The following is a 24413-nucleotide window of genomic DNA, read 5'->3' on the forward strand; positions in this document are numbered from 1 at the left end:
ACGCTGACCCAGCCGACCTGGACGACATCAGCCTGCTTGGCCGCCACGTGCACCCGCAACTACCGCGGGCGAACACGCAGAAGCTGACTACACTAAAAATTGCGCTATCGAATTCATAGATGAGGAACGCGAGAAATTCTGGCGTTTGCATTTTTCGTACATCACACCGCACTGCTGGTACTAGCAACTGTACTTGTTTCATACCACACCCTGTACAGTACGAAATCGATTCTCGATGCCGTCCGGTTGGCGCCCTTTTAGGCCAGCAAACGCTCCGTATTCACCAGCCGCGACACAGCAGCGTTATCACCTGGAAATTGATCTGGGGAGATTCATGGTCTGGCTGCGGCTGTGTGTTGAGTAACGAGGGGGATTTTGCGTGCTTCACCATTGCGGCCGGATTGAGGTTGTCTGAGCTATAGCTATCGCTGGCAAGCCAGCTCCCACAGGGGGCGATGTCGTTCAAAAATTTCATGAACCACACAGAACCTGTGGGAGCTGGCTTGCCAGCGAAAAGGTCCTTGAATTCAGCGATCAGGCCCGGGCTGTACGCGCTTCTTCACTCACCACGTCATCCCGGCGCACAAACCGGTTCGCCCGCCCGAACGTGCCGAAATCATTGAACCGCACGCCCATCTCGCGCATTACCTTATGCGCCACAGGCACGGTCATCTGGCGAATGTAAAACGGCTCCTTCACCACAAAATGATGAATGCCGTGGCTGCTGCCAAAGTTGAAACAGAACGCCTGCAACGGCCATAGCCACCAAGGGTTCAGCACCTGGCATTGCTGCATCACATTGCCCGGCTCGACATCGCCGTAGTAATGCATGTTCGAACTGATGAAGTGCAGGCAAAACGTACGCAACACATTCGGGCCGATGATCACCACGGCAGCAATATCGATTACCTGCATCACTGACAATGTGGTCGCCGACCATTCAATCGGCGAGCCCATGAGGTACGCGATGCCATTGGCTGCGTGGAAGCCTAAAAACACATACCACGCGCCCCAATGCAGCAGTGCCAGCGGCGCGTAAACCTTGAAAACTCGTTTGAGAATGTTCCACTTATGCGCCCAGGTCGGCGCCCGCAGCAAGCGGATGAACGCCGACATCATGTTGTCACCGACCATCAGCAACCGCGCAAAACCCCACGGTTCGCCGTTGGTGATCGCCCGCTCTTCCATGTCGGTTTCAGTGCCCGAAACCTTGTGGTGATTGAGGTGCAGATGCCGGCGAATCCACGGATTGATCGTGCTCGGCCGCGCCAGCCAGACCAGGCCCATCATCAGGTTATGCGGCACGCGTTGCTTGCGGAAATACATGCTGTGGATCAGGTCGTGCTCAAGCTCATGGGTGAGCGAGGCAAAAAATGCATTGAGCAGCAGGCACACCCACCAGGCCATGTGGCCAGTGATGTACAGCGCCGCCGAGCCGATCATTCCGGCCAGGGCAAATGCCAAAATCCCCGCGCCAAGCGCATCCTGATGCTTGAGAATCGGGTAGCGCTCGCGCAATTCCATGCCTTTGGCCAGCACCACTTGGCGAATATGCGCTGATCGCTGCGCCGCATTGTGTCGCTGGGGGCTTGCAGAAGTACCGTCCATGCTTCCATCCTCGGGTTTAAGATGTTCGTATCTTGCGTCGTGATGTTTGCAATGACGGTAGCCGAGAACGCCAACCTGTTGACCGGAAGCGCCAATCAGCATGAAGGAACCGACCTCCCTCGCCAGTTGGACCCGTGCCCTGCGCAAGCAACTCGACGCGCTGGGGCTGGACAGTACTGACCTGTGCCAACAGGCCGGGCTCGATCCGCAACTGATGGACGACCCCAACGGCTGCTATCCCCTGTCCGCCACCACGCGCCTGTGGCAGTTAGCTGTGCAGGTCAGCGGCGACCCGGCGATTGGTTTGCGCGTGTCGCGATTCGTCAGCCCGACCACGTTCCACGCGCTCGGTTACGCGCTGGTGGCCAGCGGCAGTTTGCGTGAGGTGTTCGAGCGCATCGCGCGCTATCACCCGGTGGTCAGCGATGCGCTGGAACTGGATCTGAGCCGCACCGACGACCGCTATCTGTTCCGTCTGAAAATTCCCGCAGGCAATCCCGCGCCAGCCTTCGAAGCCATTGATGCCTTCGCTGCGATCTACGTGCGCACCTGCCGCAATCGCCTCGGTCGCGACTACGCGCCGCTGGCCGTTTACCTGCGTCGCCCGGAACCGCTCGATGTCCACCAATGGCACAAAGTCTTTCGCGCCCCGGTGCATTTCGCCTCTGCCGAAGATCGCCTGGAGTTCGCCCTCAACGACTTCGACAGCCACCTCGACGACGCCAACCCCGAATTGGCGGAACACAACGAAGCTGTACTCAAGCGCACCATGGCCCAGCTCAAACCGCTGACCTGGGAGCGCAAGGTGCGCGACGCCATTGAGGAGCAACTACCGGAAGGCGAGCCCAGCGCCGAACGCATCGCCCAGGCTCTGCACTTGAGCTTGCGCAGCCTACAACGGCACTTGGCAGATGAAGGCTGCCGCTTCGACACGCTGCTCAACGAAAGCCGCGAAAACCTCGCGCTGCTGCATCTGCGCGATCCGCAGTGTTCGTTGAGTGAGGTCAGTTATTTGTTGGGGTTTGCCGATACCAGCAGTTTCAGCCGCGCGTTCAAACGCTGGACGGGGATGACGCCGGGGCAGTTTCGCGATCAGTTGCGCTGAGCGATCCGAGCATTGAATCGTCGGTTCCGGCGCCTTCGCGAGCAGGCTCGCTCCCACAGGGAACCGCATTCCAAATGTGGGAGCGAGCCTGCTCGCGAAGAGGCCCTCTAATTCACCACGAACCCAAGCTCAAACACAGTCCCCGTCGCATCACTGCTCACCCGCACCTGCCCACCATGCAGTTGCATGATCGACTGCACGATCGCCAGACCTAACCCGCCGGAATCACCCGGTTCAGCGCGGGCGGGGTCGACGCGGTAGAAGCGATCGAACAGTTTGCCCAGATGTTCAGGCGCGATGGCCGGGCCATAGTTGTTCACCTGCAACCAGCACATGCCCGGCTCATCGCGCTGGCGCAAGCTGATGACCGAGCCGACGTCAGCGTGGCGCACCGCGTTGGCCAGCAGGTTGCCGAGGGCGCGCTGCAACAGTTGCTGGTCGGCAAACAATTGCCCACTGAACGTGTTTCTCAAGAGAATCCCACGATCGTCGGCCAGGGCTTCAAAGTAGTCACACAGCTCATTGCCGATGTCAGCCAGATCCAGCGTGCGCAAGTCGAGCGCACGCTCCGCCTGTTCGGCCCGGGCGAGGAACATCAGGTTTTCCGCCATACGTTTGAGCCGTTCGAACTCTTCCATGTTCGAGGCCAGCAATTCCTGATACTCCGCCGTGCTGCGCGAGTGATTCAGCGCCTGGCCATTACTGGCGAGCAAGGTATGCAGCGGCGTACGAATTTCGTGAGCGAGGTCGGCGGAGAACTGCGAAAGGCGCTGGAAGCTGTCCTCCAGCCGCGCAAGCATGGCGTTCAGCGCGTTTACCGGCTCAAGCAGTTCCGCCGGCGTGCCAACGGCAGGCAGACGCTGATCAAGGCTGCGCAGGTCAATACCGCGCACCGCTTCGCTCAATTGCCGTAAAGGTTGCAGGCCACGGCGCAGCAGCACCAGCCCCAACGCAAACGCCAGTAACGCACCCAGCCCGATCGCGACGTACAGCCGCATCCGGTAGCTGGCGAGCATCTGCTCGCGTTCGCTTAGTACTTTACCGGCAATCACGGTTAGCGATTCGCCGTTCGGCCCCTGAGCTTCGCCGGACAGCAGCGCCACTTCGGCGCCGTCGGGCGCCTGCCAGGTCATCACGTCGCGACGTTGCGGCGGCTGATCGCGCGCGATTGAGTTCAGCGCTGGAAGCGTTCGCTGGCGCGGGTTGATCGCGATCACATTTGATCCATCCGCGCGGCGCACCAGCAGCAAACTGTCGAGATTACCGAGCATGTTCTGATACAGCCGCGGCCGCGCCTGCAACGCGTCGAGGCTGTCGCTGTCGGCGAGCAGAGCACGCACCTGTTCCAGTCGCCCAAGCAACGCCAAGTCATCGCGGTAGGCGATTTCAGCGGCGAGGGAGCGGTAGAGAAACACGCCAATCGCGCCCAATACCAAAGCGCAGACCATCGCGAACGCCAGCGCCAGGCGCCAGGCAATCGACCTAGAGCGCATCGTCGGGCGCTTCCAGTTGATACCCGACGCCGCGCACGGTGTGGATCAGTTTCGGCATAAACGGATCATCGACTTTCGAGCGCAAACGCCTTACCGCGACTTCGACCATATTGGTGTCGCTGTCGAAATTCAGGTTCCACACCTGTGAGGCAATCAGTGTGCGCGACAGCACTTCGCCCTGGCGGCTGGCGAGCAATTGCAACAACGCGAATTCCTTGTTGGTCAGGGCAATTCGCTGGCCGCCACGACTGACGCGACGGCGCAAAACGTCAATCTCCAGATCGGCAATGCTGTACGACTCGGCTTCGCGCATTGGTCCGCGACGTAACAGGGTGCGTACGCGCGCGAGCAGTTCGGCGAAGGCGAAGGGCTTGAGCAAGTAGTCGTCGGCGCCGAGTTCGAGACCGCGCACGCGATCTTCAATGGCGTCCTTGGCGGTGAGGAACAGCACCGGCGTGGCGCCGCGCTGGCGGATCAGTTGCAGCAATTGCCAGCCGTTGAGGCCCGGCAGCATCACGTCGAGGATGATCAGGTCGTATTCCTGCTGCTCGATGAAATAGCGCCCGTCGAGGCCATTGAGCGCCACATCCACGGCAAATCCCGACTCGCCCAGCCCCTTGGCGAGGAAATTGGCGGTTTTGGCTTCATCTTCTACGACCAGCAAACGCATGGCACACCTCGATTATTCAGACGCACAGGCTAGGCGCCTTCGGCCTCGTTGCCCATTACAAACTTGTAATCCGACTGACGGCGTTCTGACGAAGTCCGGCGGCTAAGGTGGTGGCCTTCGCTTCCGGAGCCTGTTTATGAACGTCAAATACCTCGTTGCGAGCCTGGCCCTCGGCCTCAGCGCCAGCGTTTTCGCCAGCCCTGAACTGCCACGCCACGCCGACCTCGACCTGAAAACTGCGCGCCTGCTGGCCGACACGGCAATGAGCAGCTGCACCGGCACGGTGTCGGTACTCGATCGGGGCGGCAACTTGCTGGTGACCCTGCGCGGCGACGGTGTCGGCCCGCACAACACCGCTGCCAGCCAGCGCAAGGCCTACACCGCGTTGTCGACAAAAACCCCAACGCGCCTGTTCGCCGAGCGCGCCCGCAGCAACCCGGAAACCGCCAACCTCAACACCCTCGACGAATTGCTGTTGCTTGGCGGCGGCATTCCATTGTTCGCAGGCGATGAGCTGGTTGGCGCCATGGGCGTGGCTGGATCCGGCGGCGGTGAGCAAGACGAAAACTGTGCAACCCGGGCCGCTGACAAAGCTGGCCTGTCCATCACCCGTTCCTGATAAGGAGATTCACCATGACGACTTTGCGCATGACCTTCGCTGCGCTGGGCCTCAGCGCGTTTTCCAGCCTGGCACTCGCCGCTGGCAATCCGCTCAGCGTGCACGTACTCAACCTGGAAAACGGCCTGCCCTCGCCGGGCATCAACGTGACCCTGGAAAAGCACGTTGGCCAGAACTGGCAGCCATTGGCCGAAGGCACCACCAATGAGCAGGGGCGCATTGCCGAACTGTTCCCGGCCAAACAGCCATTTGAAGCGGGCGAATACCGGGTGGTGTTCAAGACTGGCGAGTACTTCAAGAAGACCAAACACGACACGTTCTTTCCGGAAATTCCGGTGATTTTCGAAGTGAAGCAGACCGATCAGCATTACCACATCCCGCTGCTGCTGAGCCCGTACGGCTTCTCGACCTATCGCGGTTCCTGAAATCAACACGGATCAAAAATGTGGGAGCGAGCAGGCTCGCTCCCACACAGGATTTCAGGTGTTCGCTAAATCGTGGCCAGCGCTCGCAACCGCACCGCATCAAGGATCTCGATCTCGCCATACCCCAAGCCAATAATCCCCTGCCCCTGCAAGTCCTTGAGGATCTGATTGGTGGTCTGCCGCGACAGCGAGAGCATCGATGCCAACTGCTCCTGCGGCAGTTGCAGCAACCGGCGGGGCGCGTCGATTTCGCCGTAGCCCTCGGCAATCATCAGCAAGCGATGAGCCAGTCGCGCCGGGGCTGGCAGCAGGCTGAGCTGTTCGAGATTGATGAAAGTCAGGCGCAGCTTGTGGCTCATCAACAGCGCCAGATGCCGCCAGTACACCGGTTGTTCATCGAGCAGTTTCAGCAACGTGGCCTGCGGGATATTCAGCAGCGTGCACGGCCCCACGGCATAGGCGTCATGGGTGCGCGGCTGACCGTCGAACAGGCTGATTTCACCAAACCAGTGCGGCGCCTCGACCAGACTCAGTAACGCCTCCTTGCCTTGCTCGCTCACCGCGCCGATGCGCACGGCGCCATCGAGCACAGCGTACAGACCACACGGCGGATCGCCACGCTGAAACAGCCGCTGCCCCGCCGTCAGCCGCCGCTCCCGCGCAGCCGCCAGCAGACTATCCTGAAAGGACGCAGGCAAATGACTGAACCACTGCCCGGTCAGCAGCCGTGAACGCTTATCCATGAACACTCCTAATTGTCGCCTGCCTGACAGAGCGAACGCTGAACCCCGGGCATGCTGCGATCACCCTACAGGAGGAACAACAATGAAAAGCCTCGTCGATCATCTGAGTCAATACGCCGCCTACCACCGTGACCCGCGCAACATCGCCAGCCACTTTATCGGCATCCCGCTGATCGTGGTGGCGGTGGCGGTTTTGTTGTCGCGTCCGGAATGGTCGCTGGGCGGCTTGTGGATATCTCCGGCCGTGGTGGTAGCGCTGGCCTCGGCGTGGTTTTACCTGCGCCTGGAGGTGAAACTCGGCGTACTGATGACGGTGCTGATGGGGTTATCAGTCTGGGCCGGGCATGTCCTGGCGCAGCAGAGCACCATGGTCTGGCTGAGCAGCGGTCTGGCGATGTTTGTGATCGGTTGGGTGATCCAGTTTGTCGGGCATCACTACGAGGGACGCAAACCGGCGTTTGTCGATGACGTCAGCGGTTTGATCGTCGGGCCGCTGTTTGTCGTGGTGGAGCTGGCGTTCATGCTCGGGATGCGGCATGAGTTGAAAGAGCAGATCGAGGCGCGGGCGGGGGTGGTGCGGGTTAATCCGAATCGGGCGGCTGTCTAGATAGCTTTCGCGAGCAGGCTCGCTCCCACAGGGAAATGCATTCCAAATGTGGGAGCGAGCCTGCTCGCGAAGCTTTTGATTTTTAAAGGCTGGCGACTTTCTGCCAGACCTTCGGCTTGAAGAACAACGTCTCACCCTTGGCCAAACCGATCAGGCTGTCGTGATCTTTCACCACCTCGGCCTCGATCAAATCAGTCTGCCCCTCTACCTTCAGCGTCACCCGCGTGGTCGCGCCCAGCGGCCGGATATCACGCACCTCGGCGGCATGGTGATCTTCCAGCTCATGCCTGGACAACGACACTTCGTGCGGACGGAACAGCACGTGATTGTCGTCGCTTAACAGCAAGCGGTTCGAATCACCGAGGAAGTGATAAACGAAATCGCTGGCCGGGTTTTCGTAAACGTCGCCCGGCGAGCCGATCTGCTCGATCACACCCTTGTTCATCACCACGATGCGGTCGGCGACTTCCATCGCTTCTTCCTGGTCGTGGGTCACGAACACCGAGGTCAGGTTGATGTCTTCGTGCAGACGCGCCAGCCAGCGGCGCAGCTCTTTACGCACCTTGGCATCGAGGGCACCGAACGGTTCGTCGAGCAGCAGCACTTTCGGCTCAACCGCCAAGGCACGGGCCAGGGCGATACGTTGGCGCTGACCACCGGACAGTTGCTCCGGGTAGCGATCCGACAGCCAATCCAGTTGCACCATGTTCAACAACTCATGAACCTTGGCCGCGATCTGGCTTTCGTTCGGGCGCTGGTTTTTCGGCTTCATGCGCAGGCCGAAGGCGACGTTGTCGAACACGGTCATGTGGCGGAACAGCGCGTAGTGCTGGAACACAAAACCGACGTTGCGATCACGCACGTCGTGGCCGGAAACGTCTTCACCGTGGAAGACGATGTTGCCCTGATCCGGGGTTTCCAGACCGGCAATAATGCGCAGCAAGGTGGTCTTGCCGCAGCCGGACGGGCCCAACAGCGCCACCAGCTCACCGCTGTGGATATCCAGGCTGATGTTGTCCAGCGCCTTGAACGCGTTGAAATTCTTGCTGACGTTACGCACTTCGATCGACATGAATTATTCCTCCGCGGCGCTGGCGCGCAGGCGGTTGATACGGTTTTCGCTCCACTGCTTGAGCAGCAGGATGAAGAGCGCCAGGATCAGCAACAGGCTCGCCACGGCGAACGCGGCCACGTGGTTGTATTCGTTGTAGAGGATCTCGACGTGCAACGGCAAGGTGTTGGTCACCCCGCGAATATGCCCGGACACCACCGACACCGCACCGAACTCACCCATGGCCCGCGCGGTACACAGCACCACGCCATAGATCAGACCCCACTTGATGTTGGGGACGGTGACGTGCCAGAACATCTGCCAGCCATTGGCGCCGAGCAGACGCGCGGCTTCCTCTTCCTGAGTGCCTTGTTCCTGCATCAGCGGGATCAGCTCGCGAGCCACAAATGGCACGGTGACGAAAATCGTCGCCAGCACGATGCCCGGCAGGGCGAAAACGATCTGAATGTCGTGATCCTGCAACCACGGCCCGAAGAAGCCCTGGGCGCCGAACATCAACACATAGACCAGACCTGCGATCACCGGCGATACCGAGAACGGCAGGTCGATCAGCGTCACCAGCATGCTCTTGCCGCGGAACGAGTACTTGCTCACGCACCACGCGGCGCTGACCCCGAACACCAGGTTCAGCGGTACCGAAATCAGCACGGCGAACACGGTGAGCTTCAGTGCCGAGAGTGCATCCGGCTCAAAGATCGCGGTGAAGAATGCGCCGAGGCCGTTCTTCAAACCTTGCGACACCACAATGAACAACGGCAGTAACAGAAACAGGAAAAAGATCAGCCAGCCAAGGCCAATCAGGATTCTGCGCGATGTGGCACTGCCACGGCGTGCAGCGTTGGCCGAGGAAGCGGCCGCAATAGACGATTGGGACATGTTCGCGCCTCCTTATGGGGTTTCGATGCGCCGCTGCAGCAGGTTGATCAGCAGCAACAGGACAAAGGAAACCACCAGCATCAGTACGCCGATGGCCGTGGCGCCGGTGTAATCGTACTGGTCGAGTTTGACCATGATCAGCAGCGGCAGGATCTCGGTTTTCATCGGCATGTTGCCGGCGATGAAAATCACCGAACCGTACTCGCCGACACCACGGGCAAAGGCCAGGGCAAAACCGGTCAGCCAGGCGGGCAGCAATGCCGGCACCAGGATGTGGCGGAACACCTGCCATGGCTTCGCGCCGAGGCATGCTGCGGCTTCTTCGACTTCACGGGGAATGTCGGCCAGCACCGGTTGCACCGTACGCACTACGAACGGCAGCGTCACAAACGTCAGCGCGAGGGTGATGCCCAGCGGGGTATAAGCGATTTTGAAACCGAGGTCTGCGGCGAACTGCCCGACCAGACCGGCCGGCGCATACAGTGCGGTCAGCGCAATACCGGCTACCGCCGTTGGTAGGGCGAACGGCAGATCGATCATCGCGTCGATCACCTTGCGCCCGGGGAAGGTGTAGCGCACCAGCACCCACGCCAGCAATGTGCCGATGATGCCGTTGATGATCGCAGCGCACAGCGCGGTGCCGAAACTCAACTTCAAGGCTGCCAGCACGCGGGGGGCGGAAATGATCGTCCAGAACTGATCCCAGGTGAGCTGCGAGGCGTGGACGAACATCGCCGCCAGCGGGATAAGCACAATCAGACTGAGGTACACCAAGGTGTAACCCAGCGTCAGCCCGAAGCCGGGTATGACGGGGGAGATACGACGCGACATAAAAGTCCCTGGTTAAAAACGCATCAATGTGGGAGCGAGCCTGCTCGCAAAGAGGGAGTATCAGTCAACATTCCTGTCGCCTGTAACACTGCCTTCGAGCAGGCTCGCTCCCACATGTCATGTGCCCAAACATCAGGCTGGTTAGAGTGAGATTACTGCGCCTGATAAATCTGGTCGAACACGCCACCATCGTTGAAGAATTTCGGTTGCGCGGTTTTCCAGCCGCCGAAGTCCTTGTCGATGGTCACCAGTTCCAGTTTCGGGAACTGCTGGGCGTACTTGGCAGCCACGTCCTTGTCACGAGGACGATAGAAGTTCTTCGCGGCGATTTCCTGACCGGCCGGGCTGTACAGGTGCTTGAGGTAAGCTTCGGCGATCTGCTCGTTGCCCTTCTTCTGGGCATTTTTGTCGACCACAGCCACCGGTGGTTCAGCCAGGATCGACAACGAAGGCACGACGATGTCGAACTTGTCGGCGCCGCCGTCTTCTTTCAGCGCCAGGAACGCTTCGTTTTCCCAGGCCAGCAACACGTCACCCTGACCGTTGTTGACGAAAGTGATGGTCGAGCCGCGAGCGCCGGTGTCGAGAATCGGTACGTGCTTGAACAGGGTCTGCACGTACTCTTTAGCTTTTTCTTCGCTGCCGCCATTGGCTTTCAGGCCATAGGCCCAGGCCGCGAGGAAGTTCCAGCGCGCACCGCCGGAGGTTTTCGGGTTCGGGGTGATCACCGAGACGTCGTTCTTGACCAGATCGCCCCAGTCCTTGATGCCTTTCGGGTTGCCCTTACGCACCAGGAACACGATGGTCGAGGTGTACGGCGTACTCGCTTCCGGCAGACGCTTCTGCCAGTCGGCGGGCAGGGTCTTGCCGAGTTTGGCGATTTCGTCGATGTCACCGGCCAGGGCCAGGGTTACGACGTCGGCACGCAGGCCATCGATCACAGCGCGGCCCTGCTTGCCCGAACCACCATGGGATTGCTGGATTTTCACGGTGTCGCCGGCATGGTCCTTCTGCCAGAACTTGATGAATTCGGCGTTGTAGTCCTGATACAGCTCGCGCGTCGGGTCATACGACACATTGAGCAGTTCGTAATCCTTGGCAACCGCGGAACCGGCAAACACAGCGCTGGCCAGGGCGGCCAAAGCGTAACGGCGAATCGACGACATGGTGAAAGCTCCTGGAATTCTGCGTGGTGGCTTTTTCTTATGTACTGCTGGAATCGGGTCCCGCTGAAAGATCGCCGCCTTCGCCAGCTCCAGCACACAGCCCCCTGTAGGAGCTGCCGAAGGCTCGGGCCGCGATCGGACGATCTTTTTAGCTCGGCTTGTTGCCCGGCTGCTGCAAACGGAATTTCTCTTTGCGTTCGATCTGGACCACTTGAGCGTTGTGCACAGTGATCTCCACCGCGCCGAAACGCAGATCGCGCAGGGCGCTCTGGATTTCACGCAAGATCGTGGTTTCGTCCTGACCGTCAACGCTGCGAAGGGATGCGCTCATGGTGCTGCTCCTTTGAATGGGATATGCCTGGCAGTGGGCGGCACTGCGTTCGGCGTGGGAGCAATATAAGAGAGACGCGGATATTCTTAAAAAGACTATTTAAGAATGTTTATATAACCAGAAAAAACTATAAATACAGATATGGGCTGGTTTGCTGTAGAAGCAAAAAGATCGTCCGATCCCGATCGGACGATCTTTTGATCCTCAAGCAATTAACGGGGCCCGCGCCCAATCTATTTCCAGCGCAGGCACCGGCCGCCCAAACCAATATCCCTGCCCGAGATCGCATTCCTGCTCCAGCAAAAACGCCGCCTGTTCAACCTGCTCGATTCCTTCGGCATGCACCTGCATGCCCATACTCCGCGCCAGCGCGATGATCACCCGGACGATCGCTATGTCATCCTCATCCCACGGCAAACCGGCGACAAATCCCTGATCAATCTTGAGCTTTTGCACCGGCAAGCGCTTGAGCCGCAGCAACGACGAATAGCCGGTGCCGAAATCATCGATCGCCAGGCGAACACCCAATTCACGCAAGCGATGCATTTGCTCCAGCGCCACCTCCGGATCGTCCATCACCGCGCTTTCGGTCACTTCCAGTTCCAGATACGCCGGATCCAGCCCGGTCTCGCGCAGCACTTGCGCCACCTGTTGGTACAGTTCGCGCCGGGCAAACAACCGCGACGACACATTCACCGCCACAAACGACAGCTCCCTCCCGGCCTGCTGCCACTGGCACATCTGCCGGCAAGCCTGCTGCATCACCCAGGCATCGATGTCGACGATCAACCCGGTGCGCTCGGCAATAGGTATGAATTCGGCCGGCGACACCAGCCCCCGCAGCGGATGCTGCCAACGCACCAAGGCTTCAACGCCGATCAGACGGCCGGTTTTAAGGTCATGCACCGGTTGGTAATAAACCCGCAACTCCTGTTGCTCCAGCGCACGGCGCAGTTCGAAGGCAATTTCGACCCGTTGCTGGGCGTGAGCGGTGAGCTCTTCGGTGTACAAGGCATAACCGTTGCGCCCGCTGCTCTTGGCCTTGAACAGCGCCGCGTCGGCGTTGCGCAACAACTGGTCGGCGCTCAGCGCATCGCTGGGGAACAGGCTGATGCCGACGCTGGCGTTGATGAATAACTCATCGCCGTCGATACCGACCGGCTCCTTCAGGGCATCGAGAATACGCTGAGCGAATGCCGCCGCCTGGCCGGGCTGTGGACAACTTTCTGCCAACACCGCGAATTCGTCCCCCCCCAGTCGCGCCACGGTGACGCCGGGTCCAAACAGCTCCTGCAAACGAATCGCCACCGCTTTGAGCAAACGGTCGCCAACGTTGTGCCCGAGGCTGTCGTTGATCATCTTGAAGTGATCCAGATCGAGCAACAGCAGCGCACAGCCGCGCTTGTGGGCCTGCGCCGACGCCAGGGCCTGTTCGGTACGATCGCTGAATAACAGACGGTTGGGCAGATCGGTCAGCGGATCGTGGTGGGCAAGGTGCTGAAGCTCATGCTCGGAATGCTTGATCGCACTGATATCGGAAAACACCGCTACGAAATGACTGATCCGGCCCTGGTCATCATGAATGACGCGGATGGTTTGCCATTGGGGATAAATCTCCCCGCTTTTGCGGCGGTTCCAGATCTCGCCGCTCCACTCGCCTTGCGATTCCAGCGTAGCGAACATCGCCTGATAGAAGCCCGGCGGATGATGGCCGGACTTGAACAGACTGGGTTGTTGGCCGAGCACTTCTTCGCGCAGATAACCGGTGATCTCGATGAACGCACGATTGACGTGCACGATCAGCCCCTGATGGTTGGTGACCAACACGCCTTCGCGAGTGCAGTCGAACACAGCCGCCGCTTGCCGCAAGCGCTCACGATCAGCGTGACGTTCACGCAACCTCGCACCTATCCCGAGACACTCATACAACCGCGCCCGCGCCAGAAAAATCAGACCGGCACTGACCGCCGCAAAGACATAACCGTTGATCAGTTGCCATCGTGCGAGTTGGACCGAGTTATCGAAGAAATTGTTTAATAAATAACCAGTACCTTGCAGCCAGACCGCCGCGAGTACGAGATAGAGCAGCGCTGCACGCAAGGCATCGCGATAAGTGGCAGACATTCGGCCGTCCATGTCCCTACAAAAAAGTGGGATTATAGGTCAAGAAACATCCAGCTAACTCTTATCTGAAAGCGCGACTGGTTTTATCTGTGTGCTTAGTGATAATGCATCGGCTGTTTTTATCTTTATCGAGGGCCCTATAGCCTATGTGGTACGAAGGTTTTCTTGGCTTGTCGGCCTGGTCTCTGGTCGCGGTCACCCTGCTGATGACCCACGTGACGATTGTCGGCGTCACGGTCTATCTGCACCGCTACTCGGCCCATCGCTCCCTGGAGCTGAATGCCGGTCTGAAGCACTTTTTCCGTTTCTGGCTGTGGCTGACCACGGCGCAGAACACCCGCGAGTGGACCGCCATCCACCGTAAGCACCACGCCAAATGCGAAACCGACGATGACCCGCACAGCCCGGTCATCAAGGGTTTGTCCACGGTATTGCGTACCGGTGCCGAGCTGTACCGCGCCGAAGCGCAGAACCCGGAAACCCTGCGCATCTACGGCAAGAACTGCCCCGAGGACTGGATCGAGCGCAACGTCTACAGCCGTTACCCGCTGTTGGGCGTGGCAATGATGGGCGTCATCGACCTGCTGCTGTTCGGCACCATCGGCATCACCATCTGGGCGATCCAGATGATGTGGATCCCGGTGTGGGCTGCCGGCGTCATCAACGGTCTGGGCCATGCGGTCGGTTATCGCAACTTCGAATGCCGCGACGCGGCAACCAATCTGGTGCCTTGGGGCATCCTGATCGGCGGCGAAGAACTGCACAACAACCATCACACCTACCCGAACTCGGCCAAGCTGTCGGTGAAGAAATGGGAATTCGACCTCGGCTGGGCGTGGATCAAAGTCTTCAGTTTTCTGCGTCTGGCCAAGGTTCAGCGTGTAGCCCCAATTGCCCATCGCGTTGAAGGCAAGGGCAATCTGGACATGGACACCGCCATGGCGATCCTCAACAACCGCTTCCAGATCATGGCCCAGTACCGCAAATTGGTCATTGGCCCGCTGGTCAAGCAGGAGCTGGACAAAGTCGATCACTCGGTGCGTCACCAGTTCCATCGAGCCAAACGCCTGCTCTCGCGGGAAACCAGCCTGCTGGAAGATCGCCACCACGCGCGCATCCAGAGCATGCTCGAACACAGCCACGCGCTGAAGGTCATTTACGAAAAACGCCTGGCCCTGCAGCAGATCTGGGTGAAGACCAGCTCCAATGGCCACGACATGCTCGCCGCCATCAAAGAGTGGATCCACGAAGCCGAGGCCAGCGGAATTCAATCCCTGCGCGAGTTCGCCGACCAGCTGAAAACCTACTCGTTGCGCCCAGCCACAGCCTGATCGGCTGCCCATGTGGATCGGGGATCTATCCCCGATCGGTGGCGACGCCACCGCAAATTTGACGACGCGTTTGCATTGATCAAGCGCGTCGTCATTACCGCCTAGCAGAACCCCACTACCGTTGGGAACTTCGCCGAAAATCCCCTATCTCAAAGACTTCGCCATTCCGGCGGGCTTAGGTGTGGCCGTTGTTGTCAACGCGGCACGCCCTCTGAGAATTGTGCCGATGGTCAATAACAACCAAAAAGACTCATCCCTCCCGCAGTGGCCCGAGGCCGCGCAAACACTCATGGCATTAATGCACGCCCAGGGCGAAGTCGCTCGTCTGAGCGAACGCGAACAACTGTTCAGCTCGCTGCTGGTCAGCGTCAACGCTGTGCTCTGGGCATTCAACTGGGAAACCCGTCAGGTGCTGTACGTCAGCCCGGCCTATGAGCGGATTTTCGGTCGTTCGGCAGGGCTTCTGCTGGCTGATTACAACCAGTGGCGCGACAGCATCTATCCCGACGATCTGGATTACGCTGAACGCAGCCTCGCCGAAGTCCTGCACAAAGGCGCAGTGGAAGATCGCGAGTACCGGATCATCGCCGCTGACGGGCAGGTGCGCTGGCTCAGCGACAAATGCTTCATCAATCGTCAGGACGAGCCCGGGCAACCGGTGATCATCGTCGGCATCGCCGAAGACATCACCGATAAGAAGCAGATGGAAACCGAATTGCAACGCCTGGCCACCACCGATGTGCTGACCCAGAGCAGCAACCGCCGGCACTTTTTCGAATGCGCCAATCGCGAGTTCGAAGAGGCGCGGCTGCAAGGCTCGCCGCTGGCATTTCTGTTGTTGGATATCGATGACTTCAAAATCATCAACGACACCTACGGCCACCCTCAAGGTGACAGCGTGCTGCAAGCCATTGCCGAATGTGGCCGCGCCTCGCTGCGACGGGGAGACTTGTTCGGGCGAATAGGTGGTGAAGAATTTGCCGCGGTGTTCCCGGGCTGCGCCCCTGACATGGCCTTGCAAGTCGCCGAGCGGCTGCAACAGGAGATTCAGCGTTTGAGCTTCAGTCAGGACGGCCAGACGTTCGGTATCACCGTCAGCCAGGGCCTGACGAGCCTGACCGAAAGCGACGAAAGCCTCGACAGCCTCTTCGCCCGAGCAGATGCGGCGATGTATGAGGCCAAGCGTCAGGGCAAGAACCGGATTATTTCTGCATAGCTTTTATTTGAATACGCCACAAAACCTGTGGGAGCTGGCTTGCCAGCGATAAGGCCAGCACATTCAACAAAAATGTTGCCTGCCCCCGACGCCATCGCGGGCAAGCCCGCTCCCACAGGGATCTGTAACCAGGCTATTTGCGCATCCGCATCAACTCTGGCAAACCGATCTTGAGCAACCGCGCGGTCCGGCTCTTCGCCAACGCCTCGATACCTTCATGCTCGGTCAGGTGAGCCATCTGCGCCGCCATGTTCATCACCAGCGCCTCGCGGGAATACACCCCACCGCCGAGCTGGTAGACCGAGGCAATCAACTCACGCAACTCCAGCGGCAGTCGCCAGCGAGTGCGTAGCGCCGAACCGTAGGCCGCGCCAAATTGCGCCAACGCTTCACCCACTTCCTCAAAATCGTCCAGCTCACCGCCCGCCTGTTTCCATTCTTGCAAACAGCGCAGCAAAGCCAGATCACCGAGACGATGCAGTATGCCCGCGCAATAGCAGCGCTCCTGATCCAGATCGAGCAACCGCGCCAGCGTGCGCGCGTATTCAGCGGTGTGCAGCGACAGGTTCCAATAACGTTCGGCGTAGTCCGCCAGACAGGGATCGCTAAGCCGGGCGCTGCGTTTGAGCGCCAGCCCCAGAATCAGATTCATGCTCTGCCCCGTGCCAAGCCGCTGCAGTGCCTGCGCCAGAGTTTGCACCGGTGCACCATGGTGTTGCCCGGCGCTGTTGGCCGCCGCAATCAATACCGCGGTAATCTGCGGATCGGTACGGAATTCCTGTTGCAGCTGCGTCAGATCGAGACCACCGGGATTGAGGCTGCGCTTGACCGCTACCTGCACATCCATCATCAACGGCGCGCCGTCGGCCTGCTCACGGCGTCGCTCGAGGAACACCGACAAGGTCATGCCAGGCGCCAGTACTGGCACTTCACAGAACACTTCTTCCCCGGCATTCAACAGCAAACCCTGCAAACGCTCGGTCAGGCTTTCCATGTTCAGGGGTTTGGTCAGGTACGCCGTCGGCGCCAGCAGTATGGCCTCACGCACGCTGGCACTGTCGTTGCGGCTGCTCATCAAAATGAACGGCAGCGGCGGATTACGTTTGCGCTGACGCACACTGCGCAGCACATTCAAACCATCGACGCCGGGCAGTTCCCAATCGACGATAGCCAAGTCATACGGCACTTCACTGAGCATCGATATCGCTTGTTTGCCATCGGCACACAGATCCAGCCGCGCATCACAACGCACGCTCAGCAACACTTGTTCGAGCAGGTCCCGGGACCACGGATCAGCCTCGGCAATCAGCACTCGGGGTACGGCGGGTAAATCAACGGCAGTCATGCACGCTCTCCCTTGCAATACTTGAACCTTAGCCAATGATGGCCATTCGATACAGCGCTAAAACAGCCGATGTGTTTCAGGGGCATAAAAAAACCCGCCAAAGCGGGTTTTTTGTCGATCAGGTCACACCGGGTGATCAGAGCTCGGAGAAGCACTCTTCGATGATCGCCAGGCCTTGGTCCAGTTGCTCGTCCGGCGAGGTCAGCGGTACGAGTACGCGCAGCACGTTGCCGTAGGTGCCGCAGGACAGCAGGATCAGGCCCTTGTCGCGAGCCTTGGCCACAACGGACGCTACAGCGGCAGCGTTCGGCTTGTGACTGTCGCCGTTTTCGAACAGCTCAACGGCGATCATCGCGCCCAATGCACGGACTTCGCCGATTACCGGGTATTTGGCCTGGATGGCTTTCAGGCCGGTGACCAGACGCTCACCGACCGCTTTGCAGCGATCCAGCAGTTGTTCTTCTTCGAACACTTCCATCACTGCCAGAGCAGCGGCGCAAGCGATCGGGCTACCGGCGTAAGTGCCGCCCAGGCCGCCTGGTGCGATGGCGTCCATGTATTCAGCCTTGCCACACACACCGGCCAGCGGGAAACCGCCCGCAATGGATTTGGCGAAGGTGGTCAGGTCGGCAGCAACGCCCATCTGTTCCATGGCGAAGAACGTACCGGTACGGCCAGCGCCGGTTTGTACTTCGTCAGCAATCAGCAGGATGCCGTGCTGGTCGCACAGGGCACGCAGGCGCTTCATGAATTCCTTCGGCGCAACGTAGAAACCACCTTCGCCCTGTACAGGCTCGATGATGATCGCGGCGATGTCTTTCGGCTCGGCGTCATTCTTGAAAATGCGTTCGATGGAAGCGATCGAGTCGTCGATGCTCACGCCGTGCAGTTCGTTCGGGTACAGCGCGCGGAAGATGCCACCTGGCATCAGGCCCATGCCGGCCGAGTAAGGCACGACTTTACCGGTCAGACCCAGGGTCATCATGGTGCGACCGTGGTAAGCGCCAGTGAAGGCGATCACGCCAGCGCGGCCAGTGGCAGCACGGGCGATTTTCACGGCGTTTTCTACCGCTTCGGAACCGGTGGTGACCAGCAGGGTTTTCTTCGCGAAATCACCAGGCACCTTGGCGTTGATTTTTTCGCACAGCTCAACGTACGGCTCGTAGGCCAGCACCTGGAAGCAGGTGTGAGTCAGCTTGTTTAGCTGTTCGGTCACGGCGGCGATGATTTTCGGGTGCACGTGGCCGGTGTTCAGCACGGCGATACCGCCGGCGAAGTCGATGAATTCACGACCTTCAACGTCAGTCACAGTAGCGTTCTTCGCGGATTCGGCGAAGATCGGGTGAATCTGGCCAACACCACGGGGTACAGCAGCGGTACGGCGGGCCATCAGTTCAGCGTTAGTCTTGCTCATTACAGTCCTCATTCGCCGCTCATCGGGCGGCGTGGTTCAAGGATTAAGCGGGAGGAAGCGACGGTGGCAGCATGCGATGATCGACTGCCACGGCGTTCCCGGCCGCAGAGAAAATTCCGGTTTGAAACACGCAAAGGGACAGCGCTCTCGTGCCCTTTGCGTTTGCAGCGATCCCTTTCCCGGCTTAGATGCCCAGGCAGAGGTATTTGATTTCCAGGTAATCTTCGATGCCGTACTTGGAGCCTTCACGGCCCAGGCCCGAGGCCTTGATGCCGCCGAACGGTGCGACTTCGTTGGAGATCAGGCCTGTGTTGACGCCAACCATGCCGTATTCCAGGGCTTCAGCCACACGGAACACACGGCCCAGATCGCGAGCGTAGAAGTAAGAGGCCAGACCGAACTCGGTGTCGTTGGACATCGCGATCACTTCGGCTTCGTCTTTGAAGCGGAACAACGGCGCCAGCGGACCGAAGGTCTCTTCCTTGGCCACTGCCGCGTTTTTCGGCACGTTGGTCAGGATGGTCGGCTCGAAGAAGTTGCCTTCCATTTGCTTGCCGCCAGCCAATACGGTTGCGCCTTTGGCTACCGCGTCAGCAATGTGCTCTTGCACCTTCGCCACGGCTTTTTCGTCGATCAGCGGGCCAGTGGTGGTGCCGTCTTCCAGACCGTTACCGATCTTCAGCTTGGCTACTGCCACTTTCAGCTTTTCGGCGAACGCATCGTAGACCGAATCCTGAATGTACAGACGGTTGGCGCAGACGCAGGTCTGACCATTGTTGCGGTACTTGGAAATGATCGCGCCTTCGACGGCCTTATCCAGATCCGCATCGTCGAACACGATGAACGGCGCGTTGCCGCCCAGCTCCAGCGACACTTTCTTGATGTCCTTGGCGCATTCAGCCATCAACTGACGGCCGATTTCGGTCGAGCCGGTGAAGGACAGTTTGCGCACGATCGGGTTGCTGGTCAGCTCGCTGCCGATGTCACCGGCGCTGCCGGACACCACGCTGAACACGCCCGCAGGAATGCCGGCACGCTGAGCCAGTTCAGCCAGAGCGAATGCGGAGAATGGGGTTTGCGAAGCTGGTTTGAGCACCATGGTGCAACCGGCAGCCAGCGCAGGGCCGGCCTTACGGGTGATCATCGCTGCCGGGAAGTTCCACGGGGTGATGGCCGCAGTAACGCCGATTGGCTGCTTGATAACGATCAGGCGCTTGTCGGGCTGGTGACCCGGAATCACGTCACCGTAGATGCGCTTGGCTTCTTCGGCGAACCATTCGATGAACGAAGCGGCATAAACGATTTCACCCTTGGCTTCGGCCAGCGGCTTGCCCTGCTCGAGGGTCATCAGGCGAGCGAGGTCGTCCTGGTTCTCGATGATCAGTTCGAACCAGCGACGCAGCTTGTTCGCACGATCCTTGGCGGTCAGTGCACGCCAGGCCGGCAGCGCTTTGTCAGCGGCTTCAATGGCACGGCGGGTTTCGGCAGCGCCCATCTTCGGCACGGTGCCGAGGATTTCGCCAGTGGCCGGGTTATTGACCTTGATCGTCTGACCGTTGTCCGCATCGACCCAAGCGCCATCAATGAAGGCTTGCTGGCGGAACAACTGGGTGTCTTTAAGCTGCATGTCGGCTTTCCTTAACAGCACCGCGGCCTGCGCGGAGCAAATTATGATTGTAGAAAGGCGCCTCGCAAGGCTGCCGTCAGGGAAATCAGTAACCGGGTGAGGCGCAAAAATAGTGCACGCTTCGGAACACCTGCGCTTCAACACCCAATCAACGGGCGTTTGAAATCTCAAACGGATCGTAGGAGCAAAGGGTTTAAAGGACAATAGGGCGTTCGAAAAAAAGAACAAAAACGGCGTGTTTGTGGAAATTTTCAGATCAACGCGCAAAAACCCCTGCCGCAGGAAAACCATAGATCAGCCCCGCCAAAGCGCCAAGCGAGGGTTTTGCAGGACGTTACCGCTTTATGGAATGCAGCGTTTTATTCCGACACGCGCACTGACAAAGGGTGCCGAAACCCAGCATGGACGCCCCGAGCCGACCTAGGTATGATGTCGCCCGCTGCACCAGTAGCTCAGCTGGATAGAGTACTGCCCTCCGAAGGCAGTGGTCGTGGGTTCGAATCCCGCCTGGTGCACCATGAATCAAAACGAGAAAGCCCCGGACTGTGATGGTCCGGGGCTTTTTTGTGGGCGCTGAATTGTTCGGACGCAACGTTACTCCGTCGTCCAGTCAAACTCATCGTAATCCTCATCCTCGTCGTCTTCCTCCCCAACCTCTTCCTCAAATACGTCCTCTTCCTCAAGCACGTCTTCTTCCTGCTGACTCAGCAGAAACTCCTTACGCGCTTCAGTAATCGCGCGCCGCATCTCTTCGCCCTTTTTCGGGCAATTGAGGAGTTGGGCGATGCGGTCGATTTTTGGTGCCACGGTGTTCTCCAGCGCTTCAGCTATGGCCCGATAGTGCGCGTTTTGCGGGGCAATGCCAAATGGCTGGGCGCACAGGCAGTCAGTTCTTCTGGATTTGTTTGAGCCGGGCGTCGAGGTCGGCGTTTGGGTAGCGTTTGTGCAGGTTGTTGAACAGGCTGTCGGCGGCTTGTGATTGCCCGGATTCACGCAGGCGCAGCACTTCGCGCAGTTGTTCATCGAGACCGTTGGCCGGGGCGGCCGCGCGTTTGCTGGTTTTGGCTTCGTCGGCGCTGAACGCTTCGCTGTGCATCGGCGCAGCCATTTCTGCCATCGGCGCGGGAGCTGGGGCGGACAATGCTTCGGGGGCTTGTTTGCGAGCCATTGGTGCCGCGGGTTTGGCGGCCGGAGCGAAGTCAAATTGCGCTTGCGGCTCGGGCGCGCGTTGCACCAACGACAGCATCAGTGCCACGCCGACGAGGCTGGCGAACGCCACTTGCCAGCGCGGTTTGCGGCAGGCGTCGAGCCAGCGCTGCCACAGACCAGGCTTAGCCGGCGGGGTGTGGCGGTGCGCAGCATTGAGGATGAAAGCATCAAGGTGCGTTGGCGGTTCAGCGTTGTGCTGCTCGCGCACATGTTTAATCACCGAATCTTCGGGTGTCTGGCGGGCGTCAGTCATGTCAGTACCTCCTCGGCCAGCAGCCGACGCAGTTTTTGCTGGGCGTAGCGCAAGCGGCTTTTGACGGTTTCCAGCGGCGTTTCGGTGAGGCTGGCGATTTGCGCCAGGTCGAGGTCGCCGTGGGCGCGCAGCAGGAACACTTCGCGTTGATCGGTGGGCAGCATCTGCAGGGCGTTTTCCAGGCGCTGACTGTCACGACTGAGACTCAGCAGTTGTTCGGGGTCGGTGGCTTCCTCGCTGACCGCGTGGATTTGCTCATCGTAACTGTCGTGCAGCGGTTGCCGGGCACCATGTTTGCGCCAGTGGTCGATCAGGCGATTGCGGGCAATCTGGAACAGCCATGTACGAAAGGTCGCCCGTCCTTGTGGCTGACTGGCGCTGCGGATCAGGCTCAGCCAGGTTTCCTGAAAGACTTCATCGGCCAGTTCGGGTTTGCCACTCAGACCGAGCAGAAACCGATACAAACCCTGACGGTGGCGGGCGTACAAGATCTCGAACGCCGCGCCGTCGCCCTCGCGATAACGCGCCAGCAGCGCTTCATCGCTGCTGGCGGTGGGGCTGTCCGGCGAAGCAAACAGCTGACTGATGAAGCCTTTCAGACGACTCACTATTCAATCCGTCGCTCAGTGGGCAGCGCATTCGATGCGGTTGAAGTGCGCAGGCTCTGCGCCAGTTCGACCAGTTGCACAAACTCGTTGCGCAGACCGAAACGATCATCGCCACGGGCACCACGGGCCAGCGCTTCGGTGTCCTTCAGGTTGAAATCGCCGGTATAGCGACCGTCTTTGAGTTGCTGGGAAAACGCGGCGACTGCCGCAGCAAAACGCAAATCTTCGCTGGCTGGCACAACCTGATTGGCAATCGGCCGCTCGATCAAAAGACTTTTCCCACCTTCGGGCTGTTGATAACGCACACGCAACATCGCCAATTCCCCGCTCTTCTCGGAAACAGCCTTCTCAGATTTACCGTAGCGCAGCGGCTCCAGCCAGCCCTTCTCGCCTGCCGGAACAATTTCATACAGCGCCGTCACCGTGTGTCCTGCACCGATTTCGCCAGCGTCGACCTTGTCATTACTGAAATCCTCACGCTTCAACGCACGGTTTTCATAGCCGAGCAGGCGATACTCGCTGACTTGCGCGGGGTTGAACTCCACCTGCAATTTGACGTTTTTCGCCACCACGGTGAGGGTCGAGCCGAGTTGATCCACCAGCACCTTGCGCGCCTCGCGCAGGTTGTCGATGTAGGCATAGTTGCCATCGCCGGCATCGGCCAGTTGTTCCATCAAGTGCTCATTGTAGTTATCCACACCAAAACCCAGGGTGGTCAGGGAAATTCCGGTTTTGCGTTTATCCACAGCCATTTGTTTAAGGCTGTCGAAGTCGCTGACGCCGACGTTGAAGTCGCCGTCGGTGGCCAGCAGGATGCGGTTGATGCCTTTGGCGATGAATCCCTGTTGCGCCATTTGATAGGCCAGTTCGATGCCTGACGCCCCAGCGGTGGAGCCGCCCGCAGTTAATTGCTCGATGGCCGTGCGAATCTTCGCTTTTTCTCGTCCGGATGTGGGCTCAAGCACCACTCTGGATTCACCGGCATACACCACCAACGAAACCCGATCCTGATCGCGTAACTGGTCAACCAGCAATTTCAGCGTGCTTTTGACCATCGGCAGCCCTTCGCGGCGGTCCATCGAGCCGGACACGTCGACCAGAAACACCAGATTGGCCGGGGCCAATTGCGCAACCGCACGGTCGGACGCCTTGATGCCGATGCGCAGCAAGCGCGTGTGCGGATTCCACGGCGATGCTGCCAGCTCGGTGGTCACGCCAAACGGCGAGCCGTCACTGGGCAATGCGTAGTCGTAAGGGAAATAGTTGACCATTTCCTCCAGTCGCACCGCGCCTTCCGGCGGCAGGCGTCCCTGATTGAGCAGGCGACGGACATTGGCGTAGGCGCCGGTATCCACGTCCGCGCTGAAGGTCGAGACCGGGGTTTCGGCGACGCTGTGGATGGGGTTGTCGGCCAGCGTTTGATATTGCTCACGCTGTTCATCGCGATAGCCTTGTGGATAACGTTCCCCGGCAGGCATTGCAGCAAAACCGGCAATGGGTGCCGGATGAACGCTGCGCTTGACCATGGCGCCATCAGCCATGATCGCTTCATGTTGCACCAAGGCTTCAGGCTGAGCCGGTGCAGCAGCGGAATCAGGTTTGGAAGAAACGCCACAACCGCCGATGGCCAGCAAAATACCGACCACTACAGGACGTAAAAGAGGAAGAGACATGGGGGCTGACCTCGGGATGAAATTGATCATTCATCCACTGAGACGGGCCGTCCGTTGCGTGCGGGTT

24 protein-coding genes and 1 tRNA gene are annotated in these 24413 nt (G+C 59.5%); 7 read left to right on the plus strand and 18 right to left on the minus strand.

The features are described from left to right. Positions 1 to 280: 280 nt before the first annotated feature. The gene (locus JJD74_RS18045; protein ID WP_200616367.1) at positions 281 to 475 is read right to left on the minus strand and encodes a hypothetical protein; all 195 of its coding nucleotides are present in this window, start codon (positions 473 to 475) and stop codon (positions 281 to 283) included. Between the two features lie 59 nt (positions 476 to 534). Further along, positions 535 to 1608, minus strand: a complete 1074-nt coding sequence (locus tag JJD74_RS18050) for a fatty acid desaturase (RefSeq protein WP_200616370.1) — start codon at positions 1606 to 1608, stop codon at positions 535 to 537. Positions 1609 to 1708: 100 nt separating this feature from the next. Between JJD74_RS18050 and JJD74_RS18055 the strand changes: the two genes are divergently transcribed. Beyond that, on the plus strand, positions 1709 to 2713 hold the full coding sequence (locus JJD74_RS18055; RefSeq protein ID WP_200616373.1) for an AraC family transcriptional regulator: 1005 nt from the start codon (positions 1709 to 1711) through the stop codon (positions 2711 to 2713). A gap of 107 nt (positions 2714 to 2820) precedes the next feature. Here JJD74_RS18055 and JJD74_RS18060 read toward each other — a convergent pair whose 3' ends face one another. Continuing rightward, positions 2821 to 4206, minus strand: a complete 1386-nt coding sequence (locus JJD74_RS18060) for a heavy metal sensor histidine kinase (RefSeq protein ID WP_200616377.1) — start codon at positions 4204 to 4206, stop codon at positions 2821 to 2823. Continuing rightward, a complete protein-coding gene (locus JJD74_RS18065; protein ID WP_042557086.1) occupies positions 4196 to 4876 on the minus strand; it encodes a heavy metal response regulator transcription factor in 681 nt (226 codons plus the stop codon). Before JJD74_RS18065 ends, JJD74_RS18060 begins: the two co-directional genes overlap by 11 nt. A gap of 136 nt (positions 4877 to 5012) precedes the next feature. Here JJD74_RS18065 and JJD74_RS18070 point away from each other — a divergent pair, with 136 nt between their 5' ends. Both JJD74_RS18070 and uraH read left to right on the plus strand, forming a co-directional pair. Next, a complete protein-coding gene (locus JJD74_RS18070) occupies positions 5013 to 5495 on the plus strand; it encodes a GlcG/HbpS family heme-binding protein (RefSeq protein WP_200616380.1) in 483 nt (160 codons plus the stop codon). Between the two features lie 14 nt (positions 5496 to 5509). Then, the gene (gene uraH / locus JJD74_RS18075) at positions 5510 to 5920 is read left to right on the plus strand and encodes a hydroxyisourate hydrolase (protein ID WP_200616383.1); all 411 of its coding nucleotides are present in this window, start codon (positions 5510 to 5512) and stop codon (positions 5918 to 5920) included. A 65-nt stretch (positions 5921 to 5985) separates the two neighbouring features. Here uraH and JJD74_RS18080 read toward each other — a convergent pair whose 3' ends face one another. Further along, complete coding sequence (locus tag JJD74_RS18080; protein ID WP_200616387.1) at positions 5986 to 6663, minus strand: Crp/Fnr family transcriptional regulator; 678 nt, start codon at positions 6661 to 6663, stop codon at positions 5986 to 5988. An 82-nt stretch (positions 6664 to 6745) separates the two neighbouring features. Between JJD74_RS18080 and JJD74_RS18085 the strand changes: the two genes are divergently transcribed. Further along, positions 6746 to 7270 (plus strand): Mpo1 family 2-hydroxy fatty acid dioxygenase, encoded by a 525-nt coding sequence (locus JJD74_RS18085; protein ID WP_200616388.1) that lies wholly within the window; start codon positions 6746 to 6748, stop codon positions 7268 to 7270. An 82-nt stretch (positions 7271 to 7352) separates the two neighbouring features. Here JJD74_RS18085 and JJD74_RS18090 read toward each other — a convergent pair whose 3' ends face one another. The 6 genes from JJD74_RS18090 to dibA form a co-directional block, all read right to left on the minus strand. Beyond that, positions 7353 to 8342, minus strand: a complete 990-nt coding sequence (locus tag JJD74_RS18090; RefSeq protein ID WP_042557078.1) for a sulfate/molybdate ABC transporter ATP-binding protein — start codon at positions 8340 to 8342, stop codon at positions 7353 to 7355. A 3-nt stretch (positions 8343 to 8345) separates the two neighbouring features. After that, positions 8346 to 9218: a sulfate ABC transporter permease subunit CysW gene (cysW, locus tag JJD74_RS18095; RefSeq protein WP_042557077.1), complete on the minus strand. Its 873-nt coding sequence runs from the start codon at positions 9216 to 9218 to the stop codon at positions 8346 to 8348. A gap of 12 nt (positions 9219 to 9230) precedes the next feature. Then, positions 9231 to 10049: a sulfate ABC transporter permease subunit CysT gene (gene cysT, locus JJD74_RS18100; RefSeq protein WP_042557076.1), complete on the minus strand. Its 819-nt coding sequence runs from the start codon at positions 10047 to 10049 to the stop codon at positions 9231 to 9233. Positions 10050 to 10201: 152 nt separating this feature from the next. After that, on the minus strand, positions 10202 to 11215 hold the full coding sequence (locus JJD74_RS18105) for a sulfate ABC transporter substrate-binding protein (RefSeq protein WP_042557075.1): 1014 nt from the start codon (positions 11213 to 11215) through the stop codon (positions 10202 to 10204). A 148-nt stretch (positions 11216 to 11363) separates the two neighbouring features. Then, positions 11364 to 11546 (minus strand): sulfur starvation response protein OscA, encoded by a 183-nt coding sequence (gene oscA / locus JJD74_RS18110; RefSeq protein ID WP_003220508.1) that lies wholly within the window; start codon positions 11544 to 11546, stop codon positions 11364 to 11366. A 204-nt stretch (positions 11547 to 11750) separates the two neighbouring features. Further along, positions 11751 to 13670, minus strand: coding sequence for a phosphodiesterase DibA (gene dibA, locus JJD74_RS18115; protein ID WP_042557074.1), 1920 nt, complete (start codon positions 13668 to 13670; stop codon positions 11751 to 11753). A 146-nt stretch (positions 13671 to 13816) separates the two neighbouring features. Between dibA and desA the strand changes: the two genes are divergently transcribed. Both desA and JJD74_RS18125 read left to right on the plus strand, forming a co-directional pair. Continuing rightward, entirely contained in the window at positions 13817 to 15001 is a 1185-nt protein-coding gene (gene desA / locus JJD74_RS18120; protein ID WP_200616392.1) for a delta-9 fatty acid desaturase DesA, read from the plus strand. Positions 15002 to 15227: 226 nt separating this feature from the next. Continuing rightward, the gene (locus JJD74_RS18125; protein ID WP_047299264.1) at positions 15228 to 16217 is read left to right on the plus strand and encodes a GGDEF domain-containing protein; all 990 of its coding nucleotides are present in this window, start codon (positions 15228 to 15230) and stop codon (positions 16215 to 16217) included. Positions 16218 to 16350: 133 nt separating this feature from the next. On the opposite strand, the gene JJD74_RS18130 is transcribed toward JJD74_RS18125, so the two are convergent. The 3 genes from JJD74_RS18130 to gabD all read right to left on the minus strand — a co-directional run bounded on the left by JJD74_RS18130 (position 16351) and on the right by gabD (position 20603). Further along, complete coding sequence (locus tag JJD74_RS18130) at positions 16351 to 17562, minus strand: response regulator (protein WP_042557071.1); 1212 nt, start codon at positions 17560 to 17562, stop codon at positions 16351 to 16353. A 136-nt stretch (positions 17563 to 17698) separates the two neighbouring features. Continuing rightward, positions 17699 to 18976, minus strand: a complete 1278-nt coding sequence (gene gabT / locus JJD74_RS18135) for a 4-aminobutyrate--2-oxoglutarate transaminase (protein WP_042557070.1) — start codon at positions 18974 to 18976, stop codon at positions 17699 to 17701. A gap of 184 nt (positions 18977 to 19160) precedes the next feature. Continuing rightward, positions 19161 to 20603, minus strand: coding sequence for an NADP-dependent succinate-semialdehyde dehydrogenase (gene gabD / locus JJD74_RS18140; protein WP_042557069.1), 1443 nt, complete (start codon positions 20601 to 20603; stop codon positions 19161 to 19163). Between the two features lie 441 nt (positions 20604 to 21044). On the opposite strand from gabD, the gene JJD74_RS18145 reads away from it, so the two are divergent. Continuing rightward, positions 21045 to 21121, plus strand: a tRNA-Arg gene (locus JJD74_RS18145). Between the two features lie 76 nt (positions 21122 to 21197). Here JJD74_RS18145 and JJD74_RS18150 read toward each other — a convergent pair. Genes JJD74_RS18150 through JJD74_RS18165 form a run of 4 tightly spaced genes read right to left on the minus strand, consistent with a single transcriptional unit; the run spans position 21198 to position 24346 of the window. After that, positions 21198 to 21434: a hypothetical protein gene (locus tag JJD74_RS18150; RefSeq protein WP_080963882.1), complete on the minus strand. Its 237-nt coding sequence runs from the start codon at positions 21432 to 21434 to the stop codon at positions 21198 to 21200. Between the two features lie 55 nt (positions 21435 to 21489). Next, a complete protein-coding gene (locus JJD74_RS18155) occupies positions 21490 to 22065 on the minus strand; it encodes a hypothetical protein (protein WP_200616395.1) in 576 nt (191 codons plus the stop codon). Beyond that, entirely contained in the window at positions 22062 to 22643 is a 582-nt protein-coding gene (locus tag JJD74_RS18160; RefSeq protein WP_200616477.1) for an RNA polymerase sigma factor, read from the minus strand. The genes JJD74_RS18155 and JJD74_RS18160 overlap by 4 nt, the downstream gene beginning before the upstream one ends. A 29-nt stretch (positions 22644 to 22672) precedes the next feature. Further along, the gene (locus JJD74_RS18165; protein WP_200616398.1) at positions 22673 to 24346 is read right to left on the minus strand and encodes a vWA domain-containing protein; all 1674 of its coding nucleotides are present in this window, start codon (positions 24344 to 24346) and stop codon (positions 22673 to 22675) included. Positions 24347 to 24413: the final 67 nt, after the last annotated feature.

The organism is Pseudomonas sp. MF6776, from assembly GCF_016613125.1.
Classification (GTDB): Bacteria; Pseudomonadota; Gammaproteobacteria; order Pseudomonadales; family Pseudomonadaceae; genus Aquipseudomonas; species Aquipseudomonas iridis.

What these genes read in the sequence shown, in the direction of transcription:
- JJD74_RS18045 (WP_200616367.1), bottom strand. Translation starts at nt 475, where the DNA reads ATGAAATTTTTGAACGACATCGCCCCCTGTGGGAGCTGGCTTGCCAGC.
- uraH (WP_200616383.1), top strand. Translation starts at nt 5,510, where the DNA reads ATGACGACTTTGCGCATGACCTTCGCTGCGCTGGGCCTCAGCGCGTTT.
- JJD74_RS18065 (WP_042557086.1), bottom strand. Translation starts at nt 4,876, where the DNA reads ATGCGTTTGCTGGTCGTAGAAGATGAAGCCAAAACCGCCAATTTCCTC.
- JJD74_RS18080 (WP_200616387.1), bottom strand. Translation starts at nt 6,663, where the DNA reads ATGGATAAGCGTTCACGGCTGCTGACCGGGCAGTGGTTCAGTCATTTG.
- JJD74_RS18085 (WP_200616388.1), top strand. Translation starts at nt 6,746, where the DNA reads ATGAAAAGCCTCGTCGATCATCTGAGTCAATACGCCGCCTACCACCGT.
- gabT (WP_042557070.1), bottom strand. Translation starts at nt 18,976, where the DNA reads ATGAGCAAGACTAACGCTGAACTGATGGCCCGCCGTACCGCTGCTGTA.
- JJD74_RS18055 (WP_200616373.1), top strand. Translation starts at nt 1,709, where the DNA reads ATGAAGGAACCGACCTCCCTCGCCAGTTGGACCCGTGCCCTGCGCAAG.
- cysT (WP_042557076.1), bottom strand. Translation starts at nt 10,049, where the DNA reads ATGTCGCGTCGTATCTCCCCCGTCATACCCGGCTTCGGGCTGACGCTG.
- cysW (WP_042557077.1), bottom strand. Translation starts at nt 9,218, where the DNA reads ATGTCCCAATCGTCTATTGCGGCCGCTTCCTCGGCCAACGCTGCACGC.
- JJD74_RS18060 (WP_200616377.1), bottom strand. Translation starts at nt 4,206, where the DNA reads ATGCGCTCTAGGTCGATTGCCTGGCGCCTGGCGCTGGCGTTCGCGATG.
- JJD74_RS18125 (WP_047299264.1), top strand. Translation starts at nt 15,228, where the DNA reads ATGGTCAATAACAACCAAAAAGACTCATCCCTCCCGCAGTGGCCCGAG.
- JJD74_RS18130 (WP_042557071.1), bottom strand. Translation starts at nt 17,562, where the DNA reads ATGACTGCCGTTGATTTACCCGCCGTACCCCGAGTGCTGATTGCCGAG.
- gabD (WP_042557069.1), bottom strand. Translation starts at nt 20,603, where the DNA reads ATGCAGCTTAAAGACACCCAGTTGTTCCGCCAGCAAGCCTTCATTGAT.
- oscA (WP_003220508.1), bottom strand. Translation starts at nt 11,546, where the DNA reads ATGAGCGCATCCCTTCGCAGCGTTGACGGTCAGGACGAAACCACGATC.
- JJD74_RS18165 (WP_200616398.1), bottom strand. Translation starts at nt 24,346, where the DNA reads ATGTCTCTTCCTCTTTTACGTCCTGTAGTGGTCGGTATTTTGCTGGCC.
- dibA (WP_042557074.1), bottom strand. Translation starts at nt 13,670, where the DNA reads ATGTCTGCCACTTATCGCGATGCCTTGCGTGCAGCGCTGCTCTATCTC.
- JJD74_RS18105 (WP_042557075.1), bottom strand. Translation starts at nt 11,215, where the DNA reads ATGTCGTCGATTCGCCGTTACGCTTTGGCCGCCCTGGCCAGCGCTGTG.
- JJD74_RS18070 (WP_200616380.1), top strand. Translation starts at nt 5,013, where the DNA reads ATGAACGTCAAATACCTCGTTGCGAGCCTGGCCCTCGGCCTCAGCGCC.
- JJD74_RS18050 (WP_200616370.1), bottom strand. Translation starts at nt 1,608, where the DNA reads ATGGACGGTACTTCTGCAAGCCCCCAGCGACACAATGCGGCGCAGCGA.
- JJD74_RS18155 (WP_200616395.1), bottom strand. Translation starts at nt 22,065, where the DNA reads ATGACTGACGCCCGCCAGACACCCGAAGATTCGGTGATTAAACATGTG.
- desA (WP_200616392.1), top strand. Translation starts at nt 13,817, where the DNA reads ATGTGGTACGAAGGTTTTCTTGGCTTGTCGGCCTGGTCTCTGGTCGCG.
- JJD74_RS18090 (WP_042557078.1), bottom strand. Translation starts at nt 8,342, where the DNA reads ATGTCGATCGAAGTGCGTAACGTCAGCAAGAATTTCAACGCGTTCAAG.